Origin of the sequence: Allobosea sp. TAB14 (genome assembly GCF_052113865.1) — a bacterium.
Classification (GTDB): Bacteria; Pseudomonadota; Alphaproteobacteria; order Rhizobiales; family Beijerinckiaceae; genus Allobosea; species Allobosea spartocytisi.
Genome location: NZ_JBFRDQ010000006.1, coordinates 1 through 24,588, shown reverse-complemented (window position 1 = coordinate 24,588; position 24,588 = coordinate 1). Strand labels below are relative to the sequence as shown.

Annotated in this window: 26 protein-coding genes; 2 read left to right on the top strand and 24 right to left on the bottom strand. The window is 65.9% G+C overall.

Features of this window, described 5'->3' with window-relative positions; all coding sequences use genetic code 11:
* Nucleotides 1-421: 421 nt before the first annotated feature.
* The 22 genes from AB4Y99_RS01870 to AB4Y99_RS01765 all read right to left on the bottom strand — a co-directional run bounded on the left by AB4Y99_RS01870 (nt 422) and on the right by AB4Y99_RS01765 (nt 21,804).
* Nucleotides 422-1,057, bottom strand: a complete 636-nt coding sequence (locus tag AB4Y99_RS01870; RefSeq protein ID WP_441522171.1) for a DUF1062 domain-containing protein — start codon at nt 1,055-1,057, stop codon at nt 422-424.
* A gap of 410 nt (nt 1,058-1,467) precedes the next feature.
* Nucleotides 1,468-1,698: a DUF1467 family protein gene (locus tag AB4Y99_RS01865; RefSeq protein WP_441522170.1), complete on the bottom strand. Its 231-nt coding sequence runs from the start codon at nt 1,696-1,698 to the stop codon at nt 1,468-1,470.
* Nucleotides 1,695-2,087, bottom strand: coding sequence for a RidA family protein (locus AB4Y99_RS01860; protein ID WP_441522169.1), 393 nt, complete (start codon nt 2,085-2,087; stop codon nt 1,695-1,697). The genes AB4Y99_RS01865 and AB4Y99_RS01860 overlap by 4 nt, the downstream gene beginning before the upstream one ends.
* Nucleotides 2,088-2,090: 3 nt before the next feature.
* A complete protein-coding gene (gene mce / locus AB4Y99_RS01855; RefSeq protein WP_038367679.1) occupies nt 2,091-2,495 on the bottom strand; it encodes a methylmalonyl-CoA epimerase in 405 nt (134 codons plus the stop codon).
* A gap of 172 nt (nt 2,496-2,667) precedes the next feature.
* Nucleotides 2,668-4,338 carry a ribonuclease J gene (locus AB4Y99_RS01850; RefSeq protein WP_133564104.1) on the bottom strand — a complete coding sequence of 557 codons (1,671 nt, stop codon included), beginning with the start codon at nt 4,336-4,338 and terminating at the stop codon, nt 2,668-2,670.
* Nucleotides 4,339-4,599: 261 nt separating this feature from the next.
* Nucleotides 4,600-5,355, bottom strand: coding sequence for a biotin--[acetyl-CoA-carboxylase] ligase (locus AB4Y99_RS01845; RefSeq protein ID WP_441522168.1), 756 nt, complete (start codon nt 5,353-5,355; stop codon nt 4,600-4,602).
* Between the two features lie 139 nt (nt 5,356-5,494).
* Nucleotides 5,495-6,922: an NADH-quinone oxidoreductase subunit NuoN gene (gene nuoN, locus AB4Y99_RS01840; RefSeq protein WP_441522167.1), complete on the bottom strand. Its 1,428-nt coding sequence runs from the start codon at nt 6,920-6,922 to the stop codon at nt 5,495-5,497.
* 10 nt (nt 6,923-6,932) lie between these two features.
* The gene (locus AB4Y99_RS01835; RefSeq protein ID WP_038367688.1) at nt 6,933-8,444 is read right to left on the bottom strand and encodes an NADH-quinone oxidoreductase subunit M; all 1,512 of its coding nucleotides are present in this window, start codon (nt 8,442-8,444) and stop codon (nt 6,933-6,935) included.
* Between the two features lie 4 nt (nt 8,445-8,448).
* Nucleotides 8,449-10,344, bottom strand: coding sequence for an NADH-quinone oxidoreductase subunit L (locus tag AB4Y99_RS01830; RefSeq protein WP_441522166.1), 1,896 nt, complete (start codon nt 10,342-10,344; stop codon nt 8,449-8,451).
* 29 nt (nt 10,345-10,373) lie between these two features.
* A complete protein-coding gene (gene nuoK / locus AB4Y99_RS01825) occupies nt 10,374-10,682 on the bottom strand; it encodes an NADH-quinone oxidoreductase subunit NuoK (RefSeq protein WP_038367693.1) in 309 nt (102 codons plus the stop codon).
* Entirely contained in the window at nt 10,679-11,302 is a 624-nt protein-coding gene (locus tag AB4Y99_RS01820; RefSeq protein WP_112762106.1) for an NADH-quinone oxidoreductase subunit J, read from the bottom strand. Before AB4Y99_RS01820 ends, nuoK begins: the two co-directional genes overlap by 4 nt.
* A gap of 277 nt (nt 11,303-11,579) precedes the next feature.
* On the bottom strand, nt 11,580-12,068 hold the full coding sequence (gene nuoI / locus AB4Y99_RS01815; protein ID WP_038367698.1) for an NADH-quinone oxidoreductase subunit NuoI: 489 nt from the start codon (nt 12,066-12,068) through the stop codon (nt 11,580-11,582).
* A 19-nt stretch (nt 12,069-12,087) separates the two neighbouring features.
* Nucleotides 12,088-12,318, bottom strand: a complete 231-nt coding sequence (locus AB4Y99_RS01810) for a hypothetical protein (RefSeq protein WP_441522165.1) — start codon at nt 12,316-12,318, stop codon at nt 12,088-12,090.
* A 199-nt stretch (nt 12,319-12,517) separates the two neighbouring features.
* The gene (nuoH, locus tag AB4Y99_RS01805) at nt 12,518-13,570 is read right to left on the bottom strand and encodes an NADH-quinone oxidoreductase subunit NuoH (protein ID WP_112762103.1); all 1,053 of its coding nucleotides are present in this window, start codon (nt 13,568-13,570) and stop codon (nt 12,518-12,520) included.
* Between the two features lie 6 nt (nt 13,571-13,576).
* Nucleotides 13,577-15,640, bottom strand: coding sequence for an NADH-quinone oxidoreductase subunit NuoG (nuoG, locus tag AB4Y99_RS01800; RefSeq protein ID WP_441522164.1), 2,064 nt, complete (start codon nt 15,638-15,640; stop codon nt 13,577-13,579).
* 4 nt (nt 15,641-15,644) lie between these two features.
* The gene (gene nuoF, locus AB4Y99_RS01795) at nt 15,645-16,949 is read right to left on the bottom strand and encodes an NADH-quinone oxidoreductase subunit NuoF (RefSeq protein ID WP_370954219.1); all 1,305 of its coding nucleotides are present in this window, start codon (nt 16,947-16,949) and stop codon (nt 15,645-15,647) included.
* 11 nt (nt 16,950-16,960) lie between these two features.
* On the bottom strand, nt 16,961-18,208 hold the full coding sequence (gene nuoE, locus AB4Y99_RS01790) for an NADH-quinone oxidoreductase subunit NuoE (protein WP_441522163.1): 1,248 nt from the start codon (nt 18,206-18,208) through the stop codon (nt 16,961-16,963).
* 290 nt (nt 18,209-18,498) lie between these two features.
* The gene (locus AB4Y99_RS01785; protein WP_112762099.1) at nt 18,499-19,689 is read right to left on the bottom strand and encodes an NADH-quinone oxidoreductase subunit D; all 1,191 of its coding nucleotides are present in this window, start codon (nt 19,687-19,689) and stop codon (nt 18,499-18,501) included.
* Entirely contained in the window at nt 19,686-20,129 is a 444-nt protein-coding gene (locus AB4Y99_RS01780; RefSeq protein ID WP_142020823.1) for a GFA family protein, read from the bottom strand. The genes AB4Y99_RS01785 and AB4Y99_RS01780 overlap by 4 nt, the downstream gene beginning before the upstream one ends.
* Nucleotides 20,129-20,734, bottom strand: a complete 606-nt coding sequence (locus AB4Y99_RS01775) for an NADH-quinone oxidoreductase subunit C (protein ID WP_112762097.1) — start codon at nt 20,732-20,734, stop codon at nt 20,129-20,131. The genes AB4Y99_RS01780 and AB4Y99_RS01775 overlap by 1 nt, the downstream gene beginning before the upstream one ends.
* 41 nt (nt 20,735-20,775) lie before the next feature.
* Nucleotides 20,776-21,360 carry a NuoB/complex I 20 kDa subunit family protein gene (locus AB4Y99_RS01770; RefSeq protein WP_441522162.1) on the bottom strand — a complete coding sequence of 195 codons (585 nt, stop codon included), beginning with the start codon at nt 21,358-21,360 and terminating at the stop codon, nt 20,776-20,778.
* Between the two features lie 63 nt (nt 21,361-21,423).
* Nucleotides 21,424-21,804 carry an NADH-quinone oxidoreductase subunit A gene (locus AB4Y99_RS01765; protein WP_441522161.1) on the bottom strand — a complete coding sequence of 127 codons (381 nt, stop codon included), beginning with the start codon at nt 21,802-21,804 and terminating at the stop codon, nt 21,424-21,426.
* 66 nt (nt 21,805-21,870) lie between these two features.
* Here AB4Y99_RS01765 and AB4Y99_RS01760 point away from each other — a divergent pair, with 66 nt between their 5' ends.
* Together AB4Y99_RS01760 and AB4Y99_RS01755 are read left to right on the top strand one after the other, a co-directional pair.
* Nucleotides 21,871-22,071, top strand: a complete 201-nt coding sequence (locus tag AB4Y99_RS01760) for a hypothetical protein (protein WP_441522160.1) — start codon at nt 21,871-21,873, stop codon at nt 22,069-22,071.
* A 66-nt stretch (nt 22,072-22,137) separates the two neighbouring features.
* Complete coding sequence (locus AB4Y99_RS01755; protein ID WP_441522159.1) at nt 22,138-22,854, top strand: YcbK family protein; 717 nt, start codon at nt 22,138-22,140, stop codon at nt 22,852-22,854.
* A 34-nt stretch (nt 22,855-22,888) separates the two neighbouring features.
* Here AB4Y99_RS01755 and tam read toward each other — a convergent pair whose 3' ends face one another.
* Together tam and AB4Y99_RS01745 are read right to left on the bottom strand one after the other, a co-directional pair.
* Entirely contained in the window at nt 22,889-23,677 is a 789-nt protein-coding gene (gene tam, locus AB4Y99_RS01750; protein WP_441522158.1) for a trans-aconitate 2-methyltransferase, read from the bottom strand.
* 118 nt (nt 23,678-23,795) lie between these two features.
* Nucleotides 23,796-24,584 (bottom strand): amino acid ABC transporter ATP-binding protein, encoded by a 789-nt coding sequence (locus AB4Y99_RS01745; protein ID WP_081925630.1) that lies wholly within the window; start codon nt 24,582-24,584, stop codon nt 23,796-23,798.
* Nucleotides 24,585-24,588 lie beyond the last annotated feature (4 nt).

Here is a 24,588-nt window from a genome sequence, read left to right as displayed (position 1 = left end):
CAGCCGAGAATGAATTTGCAAAAAGTTGAGGCTGGAGGTGCCTAAACTGATGACAACTCCGTCACAATCGGCTAATCCTTCTTGCGCTGGGCACGCTTTGTTAAGGCAAGGCGCCGCGGACCAGGTCTCGGGAGGAACGAACGCCCGCTAGTATGCAAGTCGTACGCACATAGACGTACGCCGATACTGCGGAAAAAGGCGGACTCACCAAGGCAAGGCTGCGGCCTTGCCTTTTTTCTTTTGGGGCTCCCGTTGAGGCGCCGCATGAGCGACGCCCCAGCCTGAATCGATATGGCGACTGCGAATGGCGGGCTCGAACCGCCCCCTTTTTCGCTGCCGCTTCGTCGCCCGAGCCGTTCTTTCGATCATGGCGAAGCCGTGGAAGGCATGGGGGCTCGAAAACCGGCCCCCGCGCCAAGAACTAAAGCACGGCTCCCGTTGCCCGAGATCTCCAGAGCCGTTCTTGATCGGGCTCCGGCGACAGATCAAAAATTGCCACGGTCCCGGTTCGGACATGCCGTCGCAGAGCATCGCTGCGCTCCGCATCGATCCGCAGTCTGCCCTCGTCACAGAGCCGCTGAAGCCGTGTGCGCGAAAGCGCCAGCTCGGATGCCAGCAGACGATCGAGGCGCGTGCCGACGTGAAGCGGCACCGCCAACTCGATCTCCAACTCCGTCCAACGAGGAGCTTCGCCTATGACAGCCTTCGAGATGTCGTACTCGGGGAACTCGTCGATGCGTTGCGACTTGTGCCTCAATGCATCGAGGTTGAACGCTTCTGCCCGGATCCATTGCGGATCGTTGGACTGAAGCGCCTCCAGAACCGAGGGGTCGATATCGCGAACATTGCGTCGCTCGAAGAGCGGACGATTCCACGTCTTCTCGCAATCCACGCATTTGTAGATGAGCCAGGCGTCGAGCTTGCGGCCATTGGCGTTGAGCCGGATCTTCCCACTGGATTGGAAGGCTTTCAGCCCGCCGCAACCGCTACAAGCAATCCAAGGTCGGGGGGCGGTTTTGGGCGTGATGGTCCAACGGACCCGAAGTGCTCTGCACATAGTTGTCTTGGTCTTCCGTTCGGAAGTTCACCAAGATGGCGCGTGAGAGACCCTTGCCGGGCGCGGTATGGCGGTGTCGTGATGGTCGAAGAGCAGAGACAGCGGGAGCTGTGCTGGCGCATTTGAACAGTGCCAAACCGGTCTCTCGCCACCACCCGACGAACGCATTCATACGCCGACGGCGTTCCGCCACCGGCTGTACGGGTGAACTGGATTGAGACCGGACTTACTTAGGCAAAGTCTACCTCGAGGCGCCGAAGCTCTTCGACGCCAGCGATAGCAGGTAATCGGCGTCAGCGGGAGCCCCGCGTAGCGTCCGACGAGAAGAGCCGCCGGATGAGATAATTCTGCAACGGCGCCCGATGACGACGACCGAGCTGAAAAGCGCGCTTGAGAACGCAGCGGCCGCATCAGAAGTCGTAATTCGCCCAGACATACCAGACGAAGACAAAGATGACGGCCGCGATGACCGAGGTGATCGCCGCCTTCCTCAGCAGCCCGGGCAGGACCGGCGCGCCGGGCTCGGTGCCGTCGACGACCTCTCCACTTTCCTGCTGGCTGCGGATGCCGAAGGGCAGCACCGCGAACAGCACCGTCCACCAGATGATGAAATAGACCGCAAGCGCGCTGGCGATGGTCATGGCGTGGTCCCTGTCAGCGCGATGCAGGAAAAGGCGACGCGCGCCTCGGTCGGAACACCGAAACGGGCCGTGTGGCGCGCCGGCAGGCCGTTCGGGAAATGCTTCACATATTCGGCGTTGCAGGCGGCGTAGTCGGCCGGATCGGTGATCAGCATCGTCATCTGGACGACGCGATCGAGAGCGCTGCCTGCCTCGCCCAAGATCTCGGCGACCCGGCCCAGCGCGTTGCGCACCTCCTCGGCCGGCGTCGCGCCGCGATGGATGCCGCGCGCCGGATCATGCGGCGCGGAATGCCCGGAAACGAAGACGAGGCCGCCGGCGACCGTCGCGGCGCTGAAGGGGCGCGGCGAGCCGGGCTCAGGCTGGCCGAGAAAGCTGATGTCGGACATGGCTCAGGCCTGCTCCAGCTCGACCAGCGTGCCGAGGAAATCCTTGGGGTGCAGGAACAGCACCGGCTTGCCATGGGCGCCGATGCGCGGTTCGCCGGAACCGAGCACCCGGGCGCCCTGCTCCTTCAGCCGGTCGCGGGCGGCGAGGATGTCGTCGACCTCGTAGCAGATGTGATGGATGCCGCCGTCCGGGTTGCGCTCGAGGAACTTCGCGATCGGGGAATCGGCGCCGAGCGGCTCGAGCAGCTCGACCTTGGTATTGGGCAGTTCGACGAAGACGACGGTGACGCCGTGCTCCGGCTCGGGCTGCGGCTGCGAGACGCGCGCGCCGAGCGTGTCGCGATAGAGCGCCGTCGAGGCCGCGAGATCCTTCACGGCAATGGCGACGTGGTTGAGGCGTCCGATCATGTCTCTCTTCCCGCTCACACCCATCCTCGGAAACGCCACGTCATCCCGGACAAGCGGCGCAGCCGCGCCGATCCGGGATCCATCGAAGGGCGATGTCCCTCCTTATGATGGATTCCGGATCTCCGCTTCGCTGCGTCCGGAATGACGGCGCGTGACCGTACGAGATCGTACTCTAGACCTCGATCACCAGCGCATGCACCTGGGGCTTCTTGCCCCATTCCTCGTTGACGGCGCTGCGGACTCCGCGCTCCAGCGCGTTACGCAGAGCCTCGGGGTCGCGGCGGCGGGCCTTGGGAATGCCGTCGAGCAGTTCGGCGACGGTGTCGGCGACGTATTCCTCGAAATCCGTGCCGTCCTGCGTGCGTGGCGGCAGGCCGAGGATGGCGATCTCCGGCTCGCCGGCGATGCCACCCTTCTCATCGACCGCGACCGCGACCGAGACCATGCCGGCGAAGGAGAGCCGACGGCGCTCGGCAATCGTCTTCTCCAGCGAATTCACCAGCAGGCTGCCATCCTGATAGAGCCGGCCATGCGGCGCCTCGTCGATCTTCCGCGCCCCCTCGGCCGAGATCGCGACGACATCGCCATTGACGGTGCGCAGCACATGCCTGACGCCGAGGCTGCGGGCGAAGCTCTCATGCTCGGCGAGGTGCAGATCCTCGCCATGGGCGGGGATCGCGATCTGCGGCTTCAGCCAGCCATAGAGCCTGGCCATCTCCTCACGGCGCGGATGGCCGGACACGTGCACGAGATGGGTGCGGTCAGTGATGATCTCGATGTTGTCGCGCGCCAGGGCGTTCAGGATGTTGCCGACCGATTTCTCGTTGCCGGGGATGGTGCGCGAGGAAAAGATCACGCGATCGCCGGCCGAAAGCGCGATCTCGGGATGGTCGTCGGCGGCGATGCGCGAGAGCGCGGCGCGCGGCTCGCCCTGGCTGCCGGTGACCAGCGCCACGACCTTGTCGCGCGGCAGGTAGCCATAGGCATCGACCGGGCGGAAGGACGGGATGCCGTCGAGATAGCCGCATTCGCGCGCGACATCGATGACGCGGTCCATGGCGCGTCCGACGACGACAACCTCGCGATCATTCGCCATCGCCGCTTCGGCGACGGCGCGCAGCCTTGCGACATTGGAAGCGAAGGTGGTGACGGCGACACGGCCCGGCGCGGAAGCGACCAGCTCCTTCAGCTTGGCGGCGACATCGGCCTCGCTCGGGCTGGTGCCGTCGCGCATCACGTTGGTCGAGTCGCAGATCAGGGCGAGCACGCCCTCCTCGCCGAGCTCGCGCAGGCGCTTCTCATCGGTCGGCAGGCCGACGCGCGGGGTCGGGTCGATCTTCCAGTCGCCGGTATGGACGACGAGGCCGGCCGGGGTGCGGATGGCGAGCGCGTTCGACTCGGGGATGGAGTGCGCGACGGGCACGAACTCGATGTCGAAGGGGCCGAGCGTGATGCGCCCGCCCTGCGGCACGACATTGATCTCGACCTTGGGCGCGCCGGGCTCCGAGAGGCGGCGCGTGCCGAGCAGGCCGGCGGCGAATCGCGTGCAGTAGACCGGGGCGCGCAGGCTCGGCCAGAGCGCCGCGAGCGCGCCGATATGATCCTCATGGGCGTGGGTGATGACGATGCCGATGAGGTTCGCCCGTTCCTCGATAATATAGCGCAGGTCGGGCAGGACGATGTCGACGCCCGGCGCCTCCGGTCCGGCGAAGGACAGGCCGCAATCGACCAGGATCCATTTTCGCCGCCCTTCCGGCCCGAAGCCGTAGAGGGCAGCGTTCATGCCGATCTCGCCGAGGCCGCCAAGGGGAACGAAAACAAGCTGGTCGCTGGAACGGGTCACGGATGATCCTGCAGGCACGGAGAGCCGCCAGCGGCATGCCTCATCGCACGCCGGTCGCGGCTTCCTGGAAGATGTTTCGGAAAACGCAGGTCATCCCGGACGAAGCGAAGCGGAGATCCGGGATCCATGCCGGACCCTTTCCGGTCGGCGTTCCGGCATGGATCCCGGGTCGTCCCTTGGCCGTCCGGGATGACCGCGTTGAACCGGAAATGTCCTTTAGCACGGTCGTGTCGCGGCAGGCCAGCATTGCCGCCCGCCACCTCAGGGCGCCCCGAAGAACAGATCGCCCGCATCGATCAGGCGTTGGCCGGTTTCGGTTTCGAGCTCGAGGCGGCCGGTCGGATCGAGGCCGTTGAAACGGCCCGCAAGCGGCCCTTCCGGCAAACGGATCGTGATGGTTTCGCCGAGAAAGGCGGCACGTTCGAGCCAGGCGGCGCGGATCGGGCCGAAGCCGCCGGGTTGCGACCAGACGGCGTGGCGCTTCGCCCAGGCGTCGCTGAGCGCGAGCAGCATCGCCTCGACATTCGCGCGGGGCGCGGCGGTCTTCAGGTAAGTCGCCGGATAGGGCGTGTCCGCCGGGCAGGAGGCGATGTTGACGCCGCAGCCGAGGATCACGTTGAGCCGCCCTGCCCGGCTTTCGCCTTCGAGCAGCAGGCCCGACGTCTTGGCGCCGCCGAGCAGCAGGTCGTTCGGCCATTTCAGCTTGAGCCCGCCAGCGGCGGGGCCGAGCAGTTGCGAGGCGGCATCATGCAAGGCGAGCCCGGCGACGAAGCCGAGCTGCGGCGCCAGCGCCGGCTCGCACGGGTCGGTCAGCAGCAGGCTGGCGTAGAGATTGCCGGGCGGCGAGCCCCATTGCCGGCCGTGACGCCCGCGCCCGGCCTTCTGGCTCCGGGCGACGATCCAGAGCCTGCCCGGCTCACCCTGATGCAGGGCGCGGCGGGCCTCCTCCATGGTCGAGCCGACCTCGTCGCGGATGATCAGCCGGTAGCCGGCAGCGCGGGCGGCTTCACCGAGCATGGGGCACAACGCACGGAGACGACATGCCCCCGTCATTCTCGGGTGAAGCGAAGCGCAGACCCGAGAATCTCAGGCGGGAAAAGGCGCCTCTCCTTCGCGAGATGCTCGGGTCAAGCCCGAGCATGACGGCCCGCATCGCTCAAAACAGCGACTTCGCCGCAGCCGCAGCGGAGTCGAAGAGCGGTGCCGGCACGAGCGACAGCGCCAGCACGAAGACGGCCGAGACGAACAGCACCGTGCGCACGCCGAGATCCGAGCGCTCGAAGGCCGGCTTCGGATCGTCGAAATACATCACCTTGACGAGGCGCAGATAGTAATAGGCGCCGACGACGCTGGTCAGGACGCCCACCACGGCGAGCGTGTAAAGCTTGGCGTCGATCGCGGCGAGGAAGACGTAGAACTTCGCCCAGAAACCGGCCAGCGGCGGAATGCCGGCGAGCGAGAACATCATCATCGAGAGCGCGAAGGCCATCCAGGGGTTCGTCCGGGAGAGGCCGGCAAGCTCGTTGATGTCCTCGACCAGCTTGCCGTCGCGGCGCATCATCAGCACGCAGGCGAAGGCGCCGAGCGTGGTGGCGAGGTAGATCGCCATATAGGTCATCACGCCCTGCACGCCGCCGGCCGTGCCCGCGGCGAGGCCGACCAGCGCGAAGCCCATATTCGCGATCGAGGAATAGGCGAGCAGGCGCTTGATGTTGCGCTGGCCGATCGCGGCGAAGGCGCCGAGCGCCATCGAGGCGATCGAGATGAAGATGATGATCTGCTGCCAGTCATGGATCGCGGCGGGGAAGGCGCCGATGAAGACGCGGATCACCATCGCCATCGCCGCCATCTTGGGCGCCGAGGCGAAGAAGGCGGCGACCGGGGTCGGCGAGCCTTCATAGACATCCGGCGTCCACATATGGAACGGCACGGCCGAGATTTTGAAGGCGACGCCGGCGGCGATGAAGACGATGCCGAAGACGAGCCCGAGGCCGGCATGGCCGCCCTGCGTCGCCGCGGCGATGCCGGAGAAGGTCACCGTTCCGGTGAAGCCATAGGTCAGCGAGGCGCCATAGAGCAGCATGCCGGAAGAGAGCGCGCCGAGCACGAAGTACTTGAGGCCGGCTTCCGTGGAGCGGGCATTGTCGCGGTCAAAGGCGGCGACGACGTAAAGCGCCAGCGACTGCAATTCGAGGCCGACATAGAGGCTGATGAGATCGTTGGCCGAGATCATCATCATCATGCCGATGGTCGAGAGCACGATCAGGATCGGGAACTCGAAGCGCATCACGCCCTGACGGCGCAGCGTCTCCGAGGCCAGCAGGATGGTCGCGCCGGCCCCCAGCAGCGTCAGCACCTTCATGAAGCGGGCGAAGCCGTCGGCGACGAAGCCGTCATTGAAGGTCAGGAGCCTGCCCTCGCCCGAGACGACCACCACGAGCGCCACGGCGAGCAGGACAAGCGCCAGGCCTTCCAGCAGGCGGCCGGCACGCTCGCCGCGGACGGCGCCGATCAGCACCATGGCGATGGCGCCGAGCGCCAGGATGATTTCCGGCAGGGCCGGGCCGAGAGCGGGCAGAGCCATGTCCGAGACCTTACTGCGCGGCGAGCATGGCCGTCTTCGCGACGGTCAGCGCGGCCTGATAGTTCTTGATGAGCATTTCCGTCGGCGCCGCGAAGGCGTCGAGGATGGTGTGGGGCTGGATGCCGTACCAGATCGTCAGCAGGACCAGCGGAGCAAGGATCGCGATCTCGCGGCCGTTCAAATCCTTGATGTCCTTGAGCTCGGGCTTCACCAGTTCACCGAAGACGACGCGGCGATAGAGCCAGAGCGCATAGCCCGCCGAGAGGATGACGCCGGACGTCGCGAAGAAGGCGACCCAGGGATTGGCGCGGAAGGCGCCGAGCAGCGTCAGGAACTCGCCGACGAAACCGGCCGTGCCGGGCAGCCCGACATTGGCCATGGTGAAGACCATGAAGACCACGGCGTAGAGCGGCATCCGGTTCACCAGCCCACCATAGGCGGCGATCTCGCGGGTGTGCATCCGGTCGTAGATCACGCCGACGCAGAGGAAGAGCGCGCCCGAGACGAGGCCGTGGCTCATCATCTGGAACATGGCGCCCTGGATGCCCTGCGGGGTCAGGGTGAACAGCCCCATGGTGACGAAGCCCATATGCGCCACCGAGGAGTAGGCGATCAGCTTCTTGATGTCCTCCTGCATCAGCGCCACCAGCGAGGTGTAGACGATGGCGATGACGGAGAGCGCGAAGACCAGCGGCGCGAAATCATGCGACGCCTCCGGGAACATCGGGATCGAGAAGCGGATGAAGCCGTAGCCGCCCATCTTCAGGAGGATCGCCGCCAGGATGACGGAGCCTGCGGTGGGCGCCTCGACGTGGGCGTCAGGCAGCCAGGTATGAACCGGCCACATCGGCATCTTCACCGCGAAGGAGGCGAAGAAGGCGAGCCAGAGCCATTTCTGCATGCCGGCCGGGAACTGGTGGGCGAGCAGCGCCGGAATGTCGGTGGTGCCGGCGTTCCAGTACATCGCCATCACGGCCAGCAGCATCAGCACCGAGCCGAGCAGCGTGTAGAGGAAGAACTTGTAGGAGGCGTAGACGCGCCGCTTGCCGCCCCAGATGCCGATGATCAGGAACATCGGGATCAGGCCGGCCTCGAAGAACAGGTAGAACAGCACGAGGTCGAGCGCCGCGAAGACGCCGATCATCAGCGTCTCCAGCACCAGGAAGGCGACCATGTACTCCGCCACCCGCTTCTCGACCGAGGTCCAGGAAGCGAGGATGCAGAACGGCATCAGGAACGCCGTCAGCACGATGAAGGGGAAGGAGAAGCCGTCGACGCCGAGCTTGAAGCGGATCGACTCCGAGATCCAGCCATGGCTCTCGACGAGCTGGAAGCCGGGATCGGCCGGGTTGAAGCGGCTCCAGGCGACGCAGGCGAGCACGAAGGTCAGCACCGTCGTGACCAGCGCCGCCCAGCGGGCGTTGGAAGCGACCGAAGCCTCGTCGCCGCGCTGCGCCAGGATGAAGGCAGCGCCGACCAGCGGCAGGATCAGGAGACCGGTGAGAATACCGAAACCGAACATCATCTCACCCGCGGGTCACGAGATACCAGGTCACCAGCCCGGCGACGCCGATCAGCATGGCGAAGGCATAGTGGTAGAGATAGCCGGTCTGCAGGCGCACGACGCGGTTGGTGACGTCGACGACGCGGGCCGAGACGCCGTCCGGACCGAATCCGTCGATGACGAAGCCGTCACCCTTCTTCCAGAGGAAGCGGCCGAGCCACTTCGCCGGACGCACGAACAGGAAGTCGTAGATCTCGTCGAAGTACCATTTGTTGAGCAGGAACCGGTACAGAACCGGGTTCGCTGCCGCGAGCCTGCCCGGGATGTCCGGCCGGCGGACATACATCCAGTAGGCCAGGACGAAGCCGATCGCCATCGCCACGAAGGGCGACCAGACCACCCAGCCAGGCACTTCATGCATGGTGTGCAGGATGTGGTTGTCCTTGCCCATGAACAGCGCCGACTTCCAGAAATGCTCGAAGTCGTGGCCGATGAAGTACTCCTTGAAGACGTAGCCGGCAGCGACCGCGCCCAGCGAAAGCAGGGCGAGCGGCAGCAGCATCACCCAGGGGCTCTCATGCGGAGTGTGATCATGGCCGTGGCCGTGCTCGTCATGCGCATGGTCATCGTGGCCGTGAGCGGCGTGCGCGTGATCGTCGTGACCATGTGAACCATGGCCATGGCCATGGCCCCAGCGCGGCGCGCCCTCGAAGGTCATGAAATAGAGCCGCCAGGAGTAGAAGGAGGTCATGCAGGCCGCGACGACCAGCAGGACGAAGGCGTAGGACGAGGCGAAGCCGCCATGCGCCACCGAGGCATAGGCGCTCTCGATGATGGCGTCCTTGGAGAAGTAGCCGGCGAAGCCAGGGAAGCCGGTCAGTGCCAGCGTGCCGATGGTCATGGCGGCGGCGGTGAAGGGGATATGCTTCCGCAGGCCGCCCATATGGCGCATGTCCTGCTCGTGGTGCATCGCGTGGATGACCGAACCTGCGCCCAAGAAGAGCAGCGCCTTGAAGAAGGCGTGCGTGAACAGGTGGAAGATGCCGGCGCCGTAATTGCCGACGCCGAGCGCGACGAACATGTAGCCGAGCTGCGAGCAGGTCGAATAGGCGATGACGCGCTTGATGTCGTTCTGCACGAGGCCGACCGTCGCGGCGAAGAAGGCCGTGGTGGCGCCGATGACGACGACGACGGTGAGCGCGACCGGAGCGTATTCGAAGATCGGCGAGAGGCGCGCGACCATGAAGACGCCGGCCGTGACCATCGTCGCGGACTCATAGCCGAGGAACCGGAAGGTCTGGCCGGTCAGTTCGCCCGCCTTCGGGAAGATGCTGTCGAAGTTGACCGAGCCGAACAGCACGAAGACCAGGGCGAGGCCGAGGAGGAAACCGAAATCGCCGACGCGGTTGACGATGAAGGCCTTCATCGCAGCCGCATTGGCCGAAGGCTTCTGGTACCAGAAGCCGATCAGCAGGTAGGAGGCGAGACCGACGCCTTCCCAGCCGAAGAACATCTGGACGAGGTTGTCCGCCGTCACCAGCATCAGCATGGCGAAGGTGAACAGCGAGAGATAGGCGAAGAAGCGCGGCCGGTGCGGATCCTCGTGCATGTAGCCGATGGAATAGAGGTGCACGAGCGAGGAGACCGTGTTGACGACGACCAGCATCACCGCCGTCAGCGTGTCGATGCGGAAGGCCCAGTCGACCTGCAGGGCACCGGAAGAGATCCAGTTCGCGACCTGGATGCGCGTCGTGCCCGAACCCAAGCCGACCTGGAAGAAGGCGACCCAGGACAGCACCGCCGAGACGATGAGCAGCGAGGTCGTGACGATCTCGGAGCCGCGCGCGCCGATCAGCCGGCCGAAGAGCCCGGCGATCAGGAAGCCGATGAGGGGGAGGAAGACGATCAGGTGATACATGTCCGTGAGGTCCAGGCGCCTTGCGACGCTCAGCCTTTCATCATGTTGATGTCTTCCACCGCGATCGAGCCGCGGTTGCGGAAGTAGACGACGAGAATGGCGAGACCGATCGCGGCCTCCGCCGCCGCCACCGTAAGCACGAGCAGCGCGAAGACCTGGCCGACGATGTCGCCCAGGAAGCTCGAGAAGGCGACGAAGTTGATGTTGACCGAGAGCAGGATGAGCTCGACCGACATCAGGATGACGATGATGTTCTTGCGGTTGACGAAGATGCCGAGCACGCCGAGCGTGAACAGGATCGCGCTGACGGCGAGATAGTGGCCCAGTCCGATCATCATGCCATCTCCTCGGGAACACCGGCGCGCGAGGGCACCTGCTTGACCTCCATCGCCGCGGCCTTGGTACGGGCGTTCTGGGTCGGGACGTGCTGGCGCTTGATGCCGTGGCGCTCGCGCAGCGTCAGCACGATCGCGCCGATCATGGCGACGAGCAGCACGAGGCCGGCCGCCTGGAAGTAGTAGATGTACTGCGTGTAGAGCACGCGGCCGAGCGCCTCGGTATTCGTGATCCCGCTGGGAATCGCGGCGACCGGCGCCTTGACGAGCTGCGGATTGATGACCCAGGCGCCGACGACCATCAGGAGCTCGACGGCGAAGATGAAGCCGATCAGCGCGCCGATCGGCAGGTAGTTCAGGAAGCCCTGGCGGAACTCGGCGAAATCGACGTCGAGCATCATCACCACGAAGAGGAAGAGCACCGCGACCGCGCCGACATAGACGACGACCAGCAGCATCGCGAGGAACTCGGCGCCGAGCAGCATGAACAGCCCGGCCGCGTTGACGAAGGCCAGGATCAGATAGAGCACCGAGTGCACGGGATTGCGCGAGGTCACCACCATGAAGGCGGATGCCACGGTGATGCCTGCGAAGAGATAGAAGAAAGCCGCTGCGGCATTCATCTCGGCCAGCCCTTCCCGCCCCTTTTCGGCGCGGTCCTCGTTTGGTTCGTGCTCCGGGACTCAAAAGACCCCGAGCAATTTGGAGCGTCTATAATCAGGCCCGCCGGGCGGGACAACCGCACGGCGGGTCTGTGAACTCAATCGCACCCTGCAACGCCATCCCGGGCAAGCGAAGCGCAGACCCGGGATCCATCGTAAAGCGCAGTTCCCTCCGGTGGATCCCGGATCGACGCCGCTTCGCGGCTTGTCCGGGATGACGCCGGAGGGGCAAATCATCTCATCGATAGGGCGCGTCCATCGCGATGTTGCGCGCGATCTCGCGTTCCCAGCGCGCGCCGTTCGCGAGCAGCTTGTCCTTGTCGTAGAACAGCTCCTCGCGGGTCTCGGTCGCGAACTCGAAATTCGGCCCCTCGACGATGGCATCGACCGGGCAGGCTTCCTGGCAGAAGCCGCAATAGATGCACTTCGTCATGTCGATGTCGTAACGGGTGGTGCGGCGCGTGCCGTCGTTGCGGCGCGGGCCGGCCTCGATGGTGATGGCCTGCGCCGGGCAGATCGCCTCGCAGAGCTTGCAGGCGATGCAGCGCTCCTCGCCGTTCGGATAGCGGCGCAGCGCGTGCTCGCCACGGAAGCGCGGCGAGAGCTGGCCCTTCTCGAACGGGTAGTTCAGCGTCGCCTTCGGCTTGAAGAAATAGCGCATCGAGAGCCCGATCGCCCCGACGAACTCCTTCAGCAGCAGGCCCCTTGCGGCTTGCGCGAGTGACATCGCCTTCGTCCTTCCATCCTCAGCCGAACAGCGTCCGGCCGATCACGAAACCCAGGATCGGCGTGACGCCGATCGTCATCACAACCAGCACCACCCGCAAGATGCGGATACGGCGCTCGTAATCATCCTTCTCGGCCTGCGTCTCCGAGCGATCCGTGCGCCTGAGCGCGCCGATCACAACGGCCGAGATCAGCCGGTATTCCAGCAGGCCGAGCCCGAAGCCGATCAGGGCGCCGAACCAACCCGCCATGTTCATGTCGCCAGCAGCCCAAGCCAGACGACGCTCTTGTATCCGAGGAACCCACCGACGAAAGCCGCGACCGCGAGTCCGACGATGAAAGCCTCAATATCCTTTGCGGCAGTCCCGCGGAGAACCCGCAGGACACAAGCCACGTAACATACTCCGCCGACGACCATGCCCGCAGCCGGGCCCACGATCGCCGGGTTGATCATCCGCCGACCGGGCCCCAGCCCGTCAGTTGCAGCACCAGCGCCACGATCACCACGCTCGCGATCGACAACGGCAGGAAGACCTTCCAGCCCAGGCGCATCAACTGGTCGTAGCGGTAGCGCGGCACGAAGGCCTTCACCAGCGCGAACATGAAGAACACGAGGCAGACCTTGAGCGCGAACCAGAACACGCCGGGCAGCCAGGTGAAGGGCGGCAGCGCGACCGGGGGAGCCCAGCCGCCGAGGAAGAGGATCGTGGTCAGCGAGCACATGGTCATGATCGCCACGTATTCGCCGAGCATGAACAGCAGGTACGGCGTCGAGGAATACTCGACCATGAAGCCCGCCACGAGCTCGGATTCCGCCTCGGCCAGATCGAAGGGCGGCCGGTTCGTCTCGGCCAGCGCCGAAACGAAGAAGACCACGAACATCGGGAAGAGCGGGATGAAGTACCAGTTCAGGATCGAGAGCCACGGCACGCCCAGCGCATGGGCGAGGCCCCGGTTCTGCTGCGCCTCGACCACGGCCGAGAGATTGAGCGAGCCGACGCAGAGCAGCACGGTGATGATGACGAAGCCGATCGAGACCTCGTAGGACACCATCTGCGCCGCCGAGCGCAGCGCGCTCATGAACGGGTATTTCGAGTTCGAAGCCCAGCCGGCCATGATGATGCCGTAGACGCCGAGCGAGGAGATCGCGAGGATGTAGAGCACGCCGACATTGATGTCGGCGATCGCCCAGCCTTCCGCCACCGGGATCACCGCCCAGGCGCCGAGCGCCAAGAGGCAGGAGATGAAGGGCGCCAGCAGGAAGATGCCCTTGTTGGCGCCGGACGGGATGATCGGCTCCTTGAGCGCGAACTTGATCAGGTCGGCGAAGCTCTGGAACAGGCCCCAGGGGCCGACCACGTTCGGGCCGCGGCGCAGCTGCACGGCCGCCCAAACCTTGCGGTCGGCGAGCAGGATGTAGGCGATGAAGACCAGCAGGCAGACCAGCAGCAGCAGGCTCTTGCCGAGAACGATCGCGATATCGAGGACGAGGTCCCAGTTCATGGCCGGTTACTCCGCCGCCTGCTGGTGCCGGCCCGAGGCCAGCGCCGAGCATTCCGCCATGATGGCGGAGGCACGCGCGATCGGGTTGGTCTGATAGAAATCGGCGACGGGCGAGACGAAGCCCGCCTTGTCGGTCTTGCCGCCCAGGCCGGCGAGCTTGCCGATCTCCGAAGCGTCATTGGCCGGCAGGGCGTCGAGCGCCGCGAAATGCGGATGTGCCTCATAGAGCGCCTTGCGCAGGCCGGACAGCGAGTCGAAGGGCAGCGTCTTGCCCAGCGTCGCCGAGAGCGCGCGCAGGATCGCCCAATCCTCGCGGGCATCACCCGGCGGGAAGGTGGCGCGGTCGCCCATCTGCACACGGCCTTCCGTGTTCACATAGGTGCCGGACTTCTCGGTATAGGCCGCGCCCGGCAAGATGACGTCGGCGCGATGGGCGCCCTTATCGCCATGCGTGCCCTGGTAGACGACGAAAGCGCCTTCCGGCACCTCGATCTCGTCGGCTCCGAGCAGGAAGAGCACATCGAGCGCCCCCGGCTTGACCATCGCGGCAGCGTCCAAACCGCCCTCGCCCGGCACGAAGCCGAGATCGAGCGCACCGACGCGCGACGCCGCGGTGTGGATGACGCCAAAACCGTTCCAGCCTTCGCGGACAGCGCCGAGCGCTTGCGCCGCCTTGGCGGCGAGCGAGAGCACAGCCTCACCGTCAGTGCGGGTCAGAGCGCCCTGCCCGACCAGCACCATCGCCTTGCCCTCGCCGGCCTGGGCCGATTTCACGATATCGGCCAGCGTCTCCGGACCAGCGCCGAGATAATCATAGGCATAGGTCAGATCGGCCTTCTCGCCGATGAGGCTGACCTTGAAGTTGCCGCGCAGCCAGCGCTTGCGGATGCGGGCATTCAGGATCGGCGCCTCGCGGCGCGGGTTCGAGCCGATGATGAGCAGCGAATCCGCCTGCTCGATGCCGGCGATGCCGGCGTTGAGCACGTAGGAGGCGCGGCCGAATTTCGGATGCAGCCTGGTGCCGTCCTGGCGTGCGTCGAGATTGGCGGAGCCGAGCGAGGCGATCAGCGCCTTCAGCGCGAACATCTCCTCGACCGCGGCGAGATCGCCAGCGATGGCGCCGATCTTCTCTGGGCTCGCGGCCTTCACCTTGTTGGCGACGGCAGCGAAGGCCTCCGTCCAGCTCGCGGGGCGCAAGCGCCCGTTCTCGCGGATATAGGGCCGGTCGAGGCGCTGGGTCTTGAGACCGTCGGCGATATGGCGGGTCTTGTCGGAGATCCACTCCTCGTTCACCGCCTCGTTGAGGCGGGGCAGGATGCGCATCACTTCCTTGCCGCGCGAGTCGACGCGGATGGCCGAGCCGACCGCATCCATCACGTCGATGCTCTCGGTCTTGGAGAGCTCCCAGGGACGGGCCTTGTTCTGGTAGGGCTTGGAGGTCAGCGCGCCGACGGGGCAGAGATCGACGACATTGCTCTGGAGCTCCGACGACATCGCCTGCTCGAGATAGGTCGTGATCTCCATATCCTCGCCGCGGCCGATGGCGCCGAGATCGGAGGCGCCGGCAACCTCGGTGGTGAAGCGGACGCAGCGCGTGCACTGGATGCAGCGCGTCATCGTCGTCTTGACCAGCGGGCCGATATACTTGTCCTCGACCGCGCGCTTGTTCTCGGCGAAGCGGGAGGTTTCCGCGCCGAAGGCCATGGCCTGGTCCTGCAGGTCGCATTCGCCGCCCTGATCGCAGATCGGGCAATCGAGCGGGTGGTTGATGAGGAGGAACTCCATCACCCCCTCGCGCGCCTTCTTGACCATCGGCGACTTGGTCGAGACGACCGGCGGCTCGCCGTTCGGGCCAGGGCGCAAATCGCGCACGCCGATGGCGCAAGAGGCCTGCGGCTTCGGCGGGCCGCCCTTCACCTCGACGAGGCACATGCGGCAATTGCCGGCGATGGACAGCCGCTCGTGGAAGCAGAAGCGCGGCACCTCGGCGCCAGCCGCCTCGCAGGCCTGGAGAACCGTGTAATCGGCCGGGACGTCAACCTCGATGCCGTCGATGACGAGTTTGGTCATGGTCTCACTCCGCCGCCATCAGGCGCACAGGCTCGCTGTGCGGGTTGGCGGCATAGTCGTCGATGCGCTGCTCGATCTCATGCCGGAAATGCGCGATCAGGCCCTGGATCGGCCAGGCCGCGGCGTCGCCGAGCGCGCAGATGGTGTGGCCCTCGATCTGCTTGGTGACGTCGAGCAGCATGTCGATCTCGCGCTTCTGGGCGCGGCCCTCGGCCATGCGCTCCATGACGCGCCACATCCAGCCCGTGCCCTCGCGGCAGGGCGTGCACTGGCCGCAGCTCTCATGCTTGTAGAAATGGCTGATGCGGGCGATGGCGCGGACGATGTCGGTCGACTTGTCCATCACGATCACCGCCGCCGTGCCGAGGCCCGAGCGCAGCTTCGAAAGCGAGTCGAAATCCATCGGCGTGTCGATGATCTGCTCGGCCGGGACCATGCGCACCGACGAGCCGCCGGGGATGACCGCCTTGAGATTGTCCCAGCCGCCGCGGATGCCGCCGCAATGCTTGTCGATCAGCTCGCGGAACGGGATGCCCATCGCCTCCTCGACGTTGCAGGGCTTGTTCACATGGCCGGAGACGCAGAACAGCTTGGTGCCGACATTGTTCGGCGTGCCGATCGAGGAGAACCAGGCGGCGCCGCGGCGCAGGATGGTCGGGGCGACCGCGATCGACTCGACGTTGTTCACCGTGGTCGGGCAGCCATAGAGGCCCATATTGGCGGGGAAAGGCGGCTTCAGCCGCGGCATGCCCTTCTTGCCTTCGAGGCTCTCCAGCAGCGCCGTCTCTTCGCCGCAGATATAGGCGCCGGCGCCGTGATGCACATAGAGATCAAAGGGATAGCCGTGGACGTTGTCCTTGCCGATGAGCTTGGCCGCATAGGCCTCGTCGACGGCGCGCTGCAGCGCTTCGCGCTCGCGGATATATTCGCCGCGGATGTAGATATAGGCCGCATGCGCGCCCATGGCGAAGGACGCGATCAGGCAGCCCTCGACCAGCGTATGCGGGTCGTTGCGCATGATCTCGCGGTCCTTGCAGGTGCCCGGCTCCGACTCGTCGGCATTGACGACGAGGTAGTGCGGGCGCCCGTCACTCTGCTTGGGCATGAATGACCATTTCAGCCCGGTCGGGAAGCCGGCGCCGCCACGACCGCGCAGGCCGGACTTCTTCATCTCGTCGATGATCCAGTCCCGGCCCTGCTCCAGGATGAACTTGGTACCATCCCAGCCGCCGCGCTGGATCGCGCCCTTCAGGGAGCGGTCATGCAGGCCGTAGAGATTGGTGAAGATGCGGTCGCGATCTGCGAGCATGTCCTAGTGCCTCACTCTGCCGGCTTGTCGCCAAGCTTCGACTCCGGGCGCCAGCCCGTCGCGAGCTTCTTCGACTGAGCAATCCAGTCGTCACGCAGCGCCCGGCCCTTGAAGCCGGTCAGCCGTGCATCGACCCAGGCGAGCTCCGCCGGTGTCCATTTGGCGATCTGGTCGTAATGCCAGACGCCCATCTCGTTGAGCATCCTGCCGAGCTTCGGCCCGACGCCCCAGATCAGTTCGAGATCGTCGCCCTTGCCGTCGCGCGCGGCGGTCAGCAGCTCGGGCTTGCTCTCGGCAGCGGCAGCCAGTGCCGGCGCAGTCTGCGCCGCTGCGGGCTTGTTGTCCGCTGCCGCGGGCTTGGCAGCCTCGGCGACGTCCTTCTTCTCGACCTTGCCCTTGGCAGCCGGTGTGTCGTTCGCGGCGCTGGAGGGCTGGGCCGGCGACGAGGGCTGCGGACGTGCGGCAGCGGCCGTCTCTGTCGCGGGCTTCTCGGCAACGGCGGCCGGGGTCGCCTCGGCCTTTTTGGCCTCGGCTTCGGCGGCCTTCTTGGCTTCTGCCTCGGCGGCGGCCTTGGCGGCTGCGGCTTCGGCCGCGGCCTTACGCTGCTCGGCGATGCGCTTCTGCCAGTCGCCCGCGCCGATCATCGAGCCGTCATAGAGGGCCTTGTCGGTCAGGGTCTGCGGACCACCTTCCGGCTCGGAGCCGGTGCGGCCGTTCTGCGGGCCGGGCTTGGTGGCGCGGCCGTTGCGGAGATCGTCGAGGAGCTGGCGGAAATTCGCCGGCGTCAGGTCCTCGTAGTAGTCGACATTGATCTGCGCCATCGGGGCATTGCAGCAGGCGCCCAGGCACTCGACTTCGAGCCAGGAGAGCTTGCCGTCGGCGGTGACCGTCGATTGCGGGCCAATGACGTCCTCGCAGACCTTCTTCAGCGCTTCGGCGCCGCGCAGCGCGCAGGGCGTCGTGCCGCAGAGCTGGACGAAATACTCGCCGACCGGCTGCAGGTTGAACATCGTGTAGAAGGTCGCGACCTCCAGCACGCGCATCGGCGCCATGCCCAAGCGCTTGGCGACGGTCTCGATCACGGCGCGCGAGACCCAGCCCTCCTGCTCCTGCGCCTTCCACAGAAGCGGGATGACGGCGGAAGCCTGGCGGCCTTCGGGGTACTTGGCGATCTGCTGGTCGATCCAGTTCTCGTTCGCCGCAGTGAAGGCGAAGGAGGCCGGTTGGATAGGATCAGGTGCGAGACGACGGACGGACATTCGGCTTTCTCAACCCTGGCAATAGCTTCGATATTGGGCGGCGGCACGCGGCAGAGCCGGCACACAACGCCCATAATTCGGATCCTGGCCGCCGCAGCTGCAGCTGAAGACCGGATCCGTACAACGGCGGACATAAATCCAGGAGCACCAGCTCACATAGCCGGGCTGATCCTTGGCAACATAGCGAAATCCGGCCTTCTCAAGCTGCTGATAGGTCGGACGGCCCTGCGCCGACGCGCCACTCGCGGCGATCGCGCACCCAACCAGACCCATCAAGGCAGCAGCCAATCTCACCGATCGACCTCCCCGAACACGATGTCCAGCGAGCCGAGGATCGCAGAGACGTCGGCGAGCATGTGCTTGCGGCACATGAAATCCATGGCCTGGAGATGGGCGAAGCCCGGGGCCTTGATCTTGCAGCGATAGGGCTTGTTGGTGCCGTCGGAGACCAGATAGACGCCGAACTCGCCCTTCGGGGCCTCGACGGCCGCATAGACCTCGCCGGCCGGCACCCTGTAGCCCTCGGTGTAGAGCTTGAAATGGTGGATGAGCGACTCCATCGAGCGCTTCATCTCGCCGCGCTTGGGCGGCACGACCTTGCCGTCGAGCGAGGAGACCGGGCCGCCGCCATCGGGCGCCAGCAGCTTCTCGCAGCACTGCTTCATGATGCGCACCGACTGGCGCATCTCTTCCATGCGGATGTGATAGCGGTCGAAGCAGTCGCCGTTCTTGCCGACGGGGATGTCGAATTCCATCTCCTCGTAGCATTCGTAGGGCTGCGACTTGCGCAGATCCCAGGGCGCGCCGGAACCGCGCACCATCACGCCCGAAAAGCCCCATTTCCAGCAGGTCTCGAGATCGACCACGCCGATATCGACGTTGCGCTGCTTGAAGATGCGGTTGTCGGAGAGCAGCCCTTCGAGGTCGTCGCAGACCTTGAGGAAGGGGTCGCACCATTCGGCGATGTCGTGGATCAGCGAAACCGGCAGGTCCTGATGGACGCCACCCGGCCGGACATAGGCCGCATGCATGCGCGCGCCGCAGGCGCGCTCGTAGAAGACCATCAGCTTCTCGCGCTCCTCGAAGCCCCAGAGCGGGGGCGTGAGCGCGCCGACGTCCATCGCCTGCGTGGTCACGTTGAGGATGTGCGAGAGGATGCGGCCGATCTCGGAATAGAGCACGCGGATGAGCTGGCCACGGCGCGGCACCGTGATGCCGAGCAGGCGCTCGACCGCGAGCGCGAAGGCATGCTCCTGATTCATCGGCGCGACATAGTCGAGCCGGTCGAAATAAGGCACGGCCTGAAGATAGGTCTTGGCCTCGATCAGCTTCTCGGTGCCGCGATGCAGCAGGCCGATATGCGGATCGACGCGCTCGACCACCTCGCCGTCGAGCTCCAGCACCAGGCGCAGCACGCCGTGCGCAGCCGGATGCTGGGGGCCGAAATTGATCGAGAAATTGCGGATGTTGTGCTCGGTCATGCCGTGCCGCCCTGCTTTGCCGCGACGCGGGCCAGGAACTCGTCCCCGGTCAGTCGTGGCCGCTCGCCGGCAAACGCATAGAGCGCCGGCTTGTCATCAATGAAGATCTCCGCGACGAAGTCGAAGGACGATTGGTCGTCGAAGGCCTGGAAGGCCACCGCGACATGGCCGTCCGCACCTTCGCGCAGGCGCCAGAACAGGCTCGACCCGCAGGTCCTGCAGAAGACCCGCTCACCCCAGTCGGACGACGGATAGACCTCGAGCGCCTGCTCATCCGCCACGGACACGCCGGAGCACGGCACCGCCATGAAGACGCCGCCGCTCCATTTCCGGCACATGCCGCAATGGCAGACATCCATCTCCTGCTTCTCGGGCGTCGCGGTGAAGCGCACCGCGCCGCAGAGACAGCCGCCGGACAGGGTTTGGTGGCCTGACGCCATCACGCCCCCTTCGCCTTCTCGTCGCCCGGCAGCACGTAATCCGTGCCTTCCCAGGGCGAGAGGAAATCGAAGTTACGGAATTCCTGGTTCAGCTTCACCGGCTCGTAGACGACGCGCTTCTGCTCGTCATCGTAGCGAACTTCGACGAAGCCGGTCAGCGGGAAGTCCTTGCGCAGCGGATAGCCCTCGAAGCCGTAATCGGTGAGGATGCGGCGCAAATCCGGATGGCCGGTGAACAGGATGCCGTAGAAATCATAGGCCTCGCGCTCGAACCAGTTGGCCGCCGGGAAGACGTCGACGACGGAGGGAACCGGCGTCGCCTCGTCGGTCTGGACCTTGACGCGGATGCGCCGGTTATGGTGCGGCGCGAGCAGGTGATAGACGACGTCGAAGCGCTTCTCGCGGCCGGGATAGTCGGCCCCGGCGATGTCGGTGAAGTTCACGAAGCGGAAGCGCGGGTCGCTGTAGAGCGTGCGCAGGACCTCGACGATCGAAGCCGCCTCGGCATGGATCGTCAGCTCCTCGAAAGCGACGACCGCCTCCGTGACCGCGCCGGGCAGCGCAGCCATGATCTCTTCACCGAGCTTTTCGAGCGCTTCGCTCATCGTCTCACCTTCATCGCCTGCCGCATCGACCTATGGAGCGCTCAGCGCTCGATCGTGCCGGTGCGCCGGATCTTCTTCTGCAGCAGCAGCACGCCGTAGAGCAGCGCCTCGGCCGTCGGCGGGCAGCCCGGAACGTAGATGTCGATCGGGACGATGCGGTCGCAGCCGCGGACCACCGAATAGCTGTAGTGGTAGTAGCCGCCGCCATTGGCGCAGGAGCCCATCGAGATGACGTAGCGCGGCTCCGGCATCTGGTCGTAGACCTTGCGCAGGGCCGGAGCCATCTTGTTGGTCAGCGTGCCCGCCACGATCATCACGTCGGACTGGCGCGGTGAGGCGCGCGGCGCGAAGCCGAAGCGCTCGACATCGTAGCGCGGCATCGAGAGCTGCATCATCTCGACGGCGCAGCAGGCCAGGCCGAAGGTCATCCACATCAGCGAGCCGGTGCGGGCCCAGTTGATCAGATCGTCCGTCGCGGTGACGAGGAAGCCCTTGTCGGCCAGCTCGTTGTTGATCTCGACGAAGAAGGGATCACGCGCCCCGATGGGCTTGCCGTCCGGACCGAGCAAACCCCTCGGCGCCTGCGCGACGAGCGGATCACCACGATCGATCGCTGTGACTGCCATGTCCTAATCCTCGTGAACGTCTAGTCTGCCTGACAGAAAACGGAAAACCGCCTCACGATCAGGTCAGTCCCACTCCAGCGCGCCCTTGCGCCACTCGTAGATGAAACCCACGGTGAGCACGCCGAGAAAGATCATCATCGACCAGAAACCATACCAGCCGAGCCCGCCGAAGGCGACGGCCCAGGGGAACAGGAACGCGACCTCGAGATCGAAGATGATGAAGAGAATCGCGACCAGGTAGAACCGCACGTCGAACTTCATGCGCGCATCGTCGAAAGCGTTGAAGCCGCATTCGTAAGCCGAGAGCTTTTCGGCGTCAGGCTTCGAATAGGCGATCGCGAAGGGGGCGATCAGCAGCGCCAGCCCGATCACCGCCGAGACGCCGATGAACAGCACCAGCGGCAGGTAGTCGGTCAGAAGGGAATGCACCGGAAGAGCTTGCATCGTCGAACTCGCTTCGCGCGGCCGCACAACGGCTCACCGCCCCGTTCGCTTAGACCCTCGATTAGAATGAAGCAAGACTCCGCCGCGCCGCACAATTGCGTGGGCGGGTTGTATGCGGCGCAGGATGCGGCAAAATCGCACCGCCTCCGCACCCCCTCCCACGGCCATGAGGCAAAATTCGGCCGGAAGCGCGTGTTTTTCGCGTTGGGAACCCACAGCAATTCGTTCACCCTGCCCGAATCGCCCGCGGGCGGACGCTTTTTTTGAAAGGCCCTCCATGCGCTCCCCCTCCCGGCCATCCTGCGGCGCAACACCGCGCGGAGCCCGGCCGGCGTGAAGCCGCTCGCCTGCCTGCCGGCGAGCCTGGCGTTCGCCGTCGCCCTGCTCCTTGCCGCCGAAGCCCGCGCCCAGGACGGTCAAAGCGTGCGTGCGCCCCAGCCGCCGCAACGTCCCTTCGATCTCGATCTGGCAGGCACGCCGAAACTGCCGCCGATCGTCGTGCCACCCGCGCCGCGCCCGGCGCAGGAGACGCCGGCAAGCCCCGCCGTCGCAGAGACGCCGCCGGCCGCGCCATCGACGGAAACGCCCGCAGCCGGCGGAACGCCCGCATCGGAAACACCGCCCGCAGAGGGCACCGCGCCCATGGCCGACGGGCCGGACGAGGATGAGGGGCCGGAATGGCCGAAGCTCACCCCCGGGCAGAAGGCCGGCGCGGAGCCGGCATTCGACCCGAACGAGAAGCCCGACAGGCCCGGCATCTCCACCGATCCGGGCACGTCGACCGCCTGCCTGCCGCAGCGGCTGAAGCTGATTCTCGGCAAGATCGTCGACAGGTACGGCGCAGTGAAGGTGACCTCGACCTGGCGGCCGCCCTGGCGGGCCCGGCGCGGCTCCTATCACAAGCGCTGCGAGGCGATGGATTTCCGCGTGCCCGGCGTGAAGCCGCGCGTCGTGCTGGAATGGGCGCGGTCACTGCCGGAGGTCGGCGGCAACCAAGTCTACTGGAACGGGCTGATCCATATCGACACCGGGCCGCGCCGGCCCTGGTGAGTCGGCGCGGCAATGGCCGGGGCCAGCCTGTCGGTCAGGCCCCGGACCTGGTCGCGAGGATGAACAGGCGGGGGAAGCGCAGCAGCACCTTGCCGTCCGGCTCGACCGGATAGGCGGGCGCGATCCGCTCCTTGTAGCGTGCAAGGAAGCCCTCGCGCTCATCCGCAGGCAGCGGGTCGAGATAGGGCTTCAGAGCGGTGCTCTTGAACCATTCGACGATCGCGTCATGGCCAGCCAGCGCGTGGACATAGGTGGTCTGCCAGAGATCGACGGTGCAGCCGGCCGCCGCGAGCCAGCGGCGATAATCAGAGAAACTGCCCATCGGCGCCCGCGCTGCGGCGGCCTCGACGAGACGCCCCGCCCAGGGCCCTTCCGCCGCGGTCTCGGCCATGGCGACGTGAGAGGGCTCGGCGAGATTGTTCGGCATCTGCACGGCGAGCTGGCCGCCGGGCTTCAGCGCACCCGCGAGCCGGGGAAACAGGCTCGCATGGTCCGGCAGCCATTGCAGCACCGCATTGGCGAAGATCAAATCGTAGTCAGGGCCGGCCGACCAATCGTCGAGATTCGCCAGCACGAAGGAGAGCTGCGGCAAGCGCTTGCGCGCCTTTTCGATCATGTCGGGCGAGGAATCGAGCCCCGTCACCTCGGCATCGGGAAAGCGGGCCGCGACGAGCTCCGTGCTGTTGCCGGGGCCGCAGCCGAGATCGATGCACCGCGTCGGCGCCCGAAGCCCGACGCGCTGGATCAGATCGAGCGGCGGGCGCGTCCGCTCGTCCTCGAAGCGCAGATACTGATTGGCATCCCAGTCGGCTTTGGCAGACATGTCGCATTCCATTCCCTGGTGCGCCGCCATGGGACGGCGGCGCACTCTACAATAGCGGGCCGCATGCCGTGTCCAGCCCGATATCGCAGCGCCGTGTTCTTCGGGCGCGGTTCGCCGCTCAGTGGCTCTCGCCGTGCTTCAGGATCTGGCCGAGGAATTTGCGGGTGCGCTCGTTCTGCGGCGCCGAGAAGAACGATTCGGGCGGCGCGACCTCGACGATCTCGCCAGCGTCCATGAAGATCACCCGGTCGGCGACCTTGCGGGCAAAGCCCATCTCATGGGTGACGCAGAGCATGGTCATGCCGCTCTCGGCGAGCTCGACCATGACGTCGAGCACCTCGCTGACCATTTCGGGGTCGAGCGCCGAAGTCGGCTCGTCGAACAGCATGATCTTGGGGTTCATGCAGAGCGAGCGGGCAATGGCGACGCGCTGTTGCTGGCCGCCGGAGAGCTGGACCGGATATTTGTTGGCCTGCTCCGGGATATGGACGCGCTCCAGGATCCTGCGGGCGTTCGCCTCGGCCTCAGCCTTCGCAATGCCGCGCACCTTCATCGGCGCCAGCGTGCAATTCTCCAGCGCGGTCAGATGCGGGAACAGGTTGAAGCTCTGGAAGACCATGCCGATCTCGCGGCGGATGTCCTCGATGCCCTTCAGCCCGGCATGGACCGTCGTGCCGTCGATGACGATATCGCCCTTCTGATGCTCTTCGAGCTGGTTCAGGCAGCGGATCAGGGTCGACTTGCCGGAGCCGGAGGGCCCGCAGATGACGATGCGCTCGCCGCGCGAGACGGTGAGGTCGATATCGCGCAGCACATGGAAGTCGCCATAGAATTTGTCGACATGACGCATCTCGATGATCACGTCGCCGATCTCATGGTCGCCGGCGGAGGGAGCGGTCGCGGACATCTGC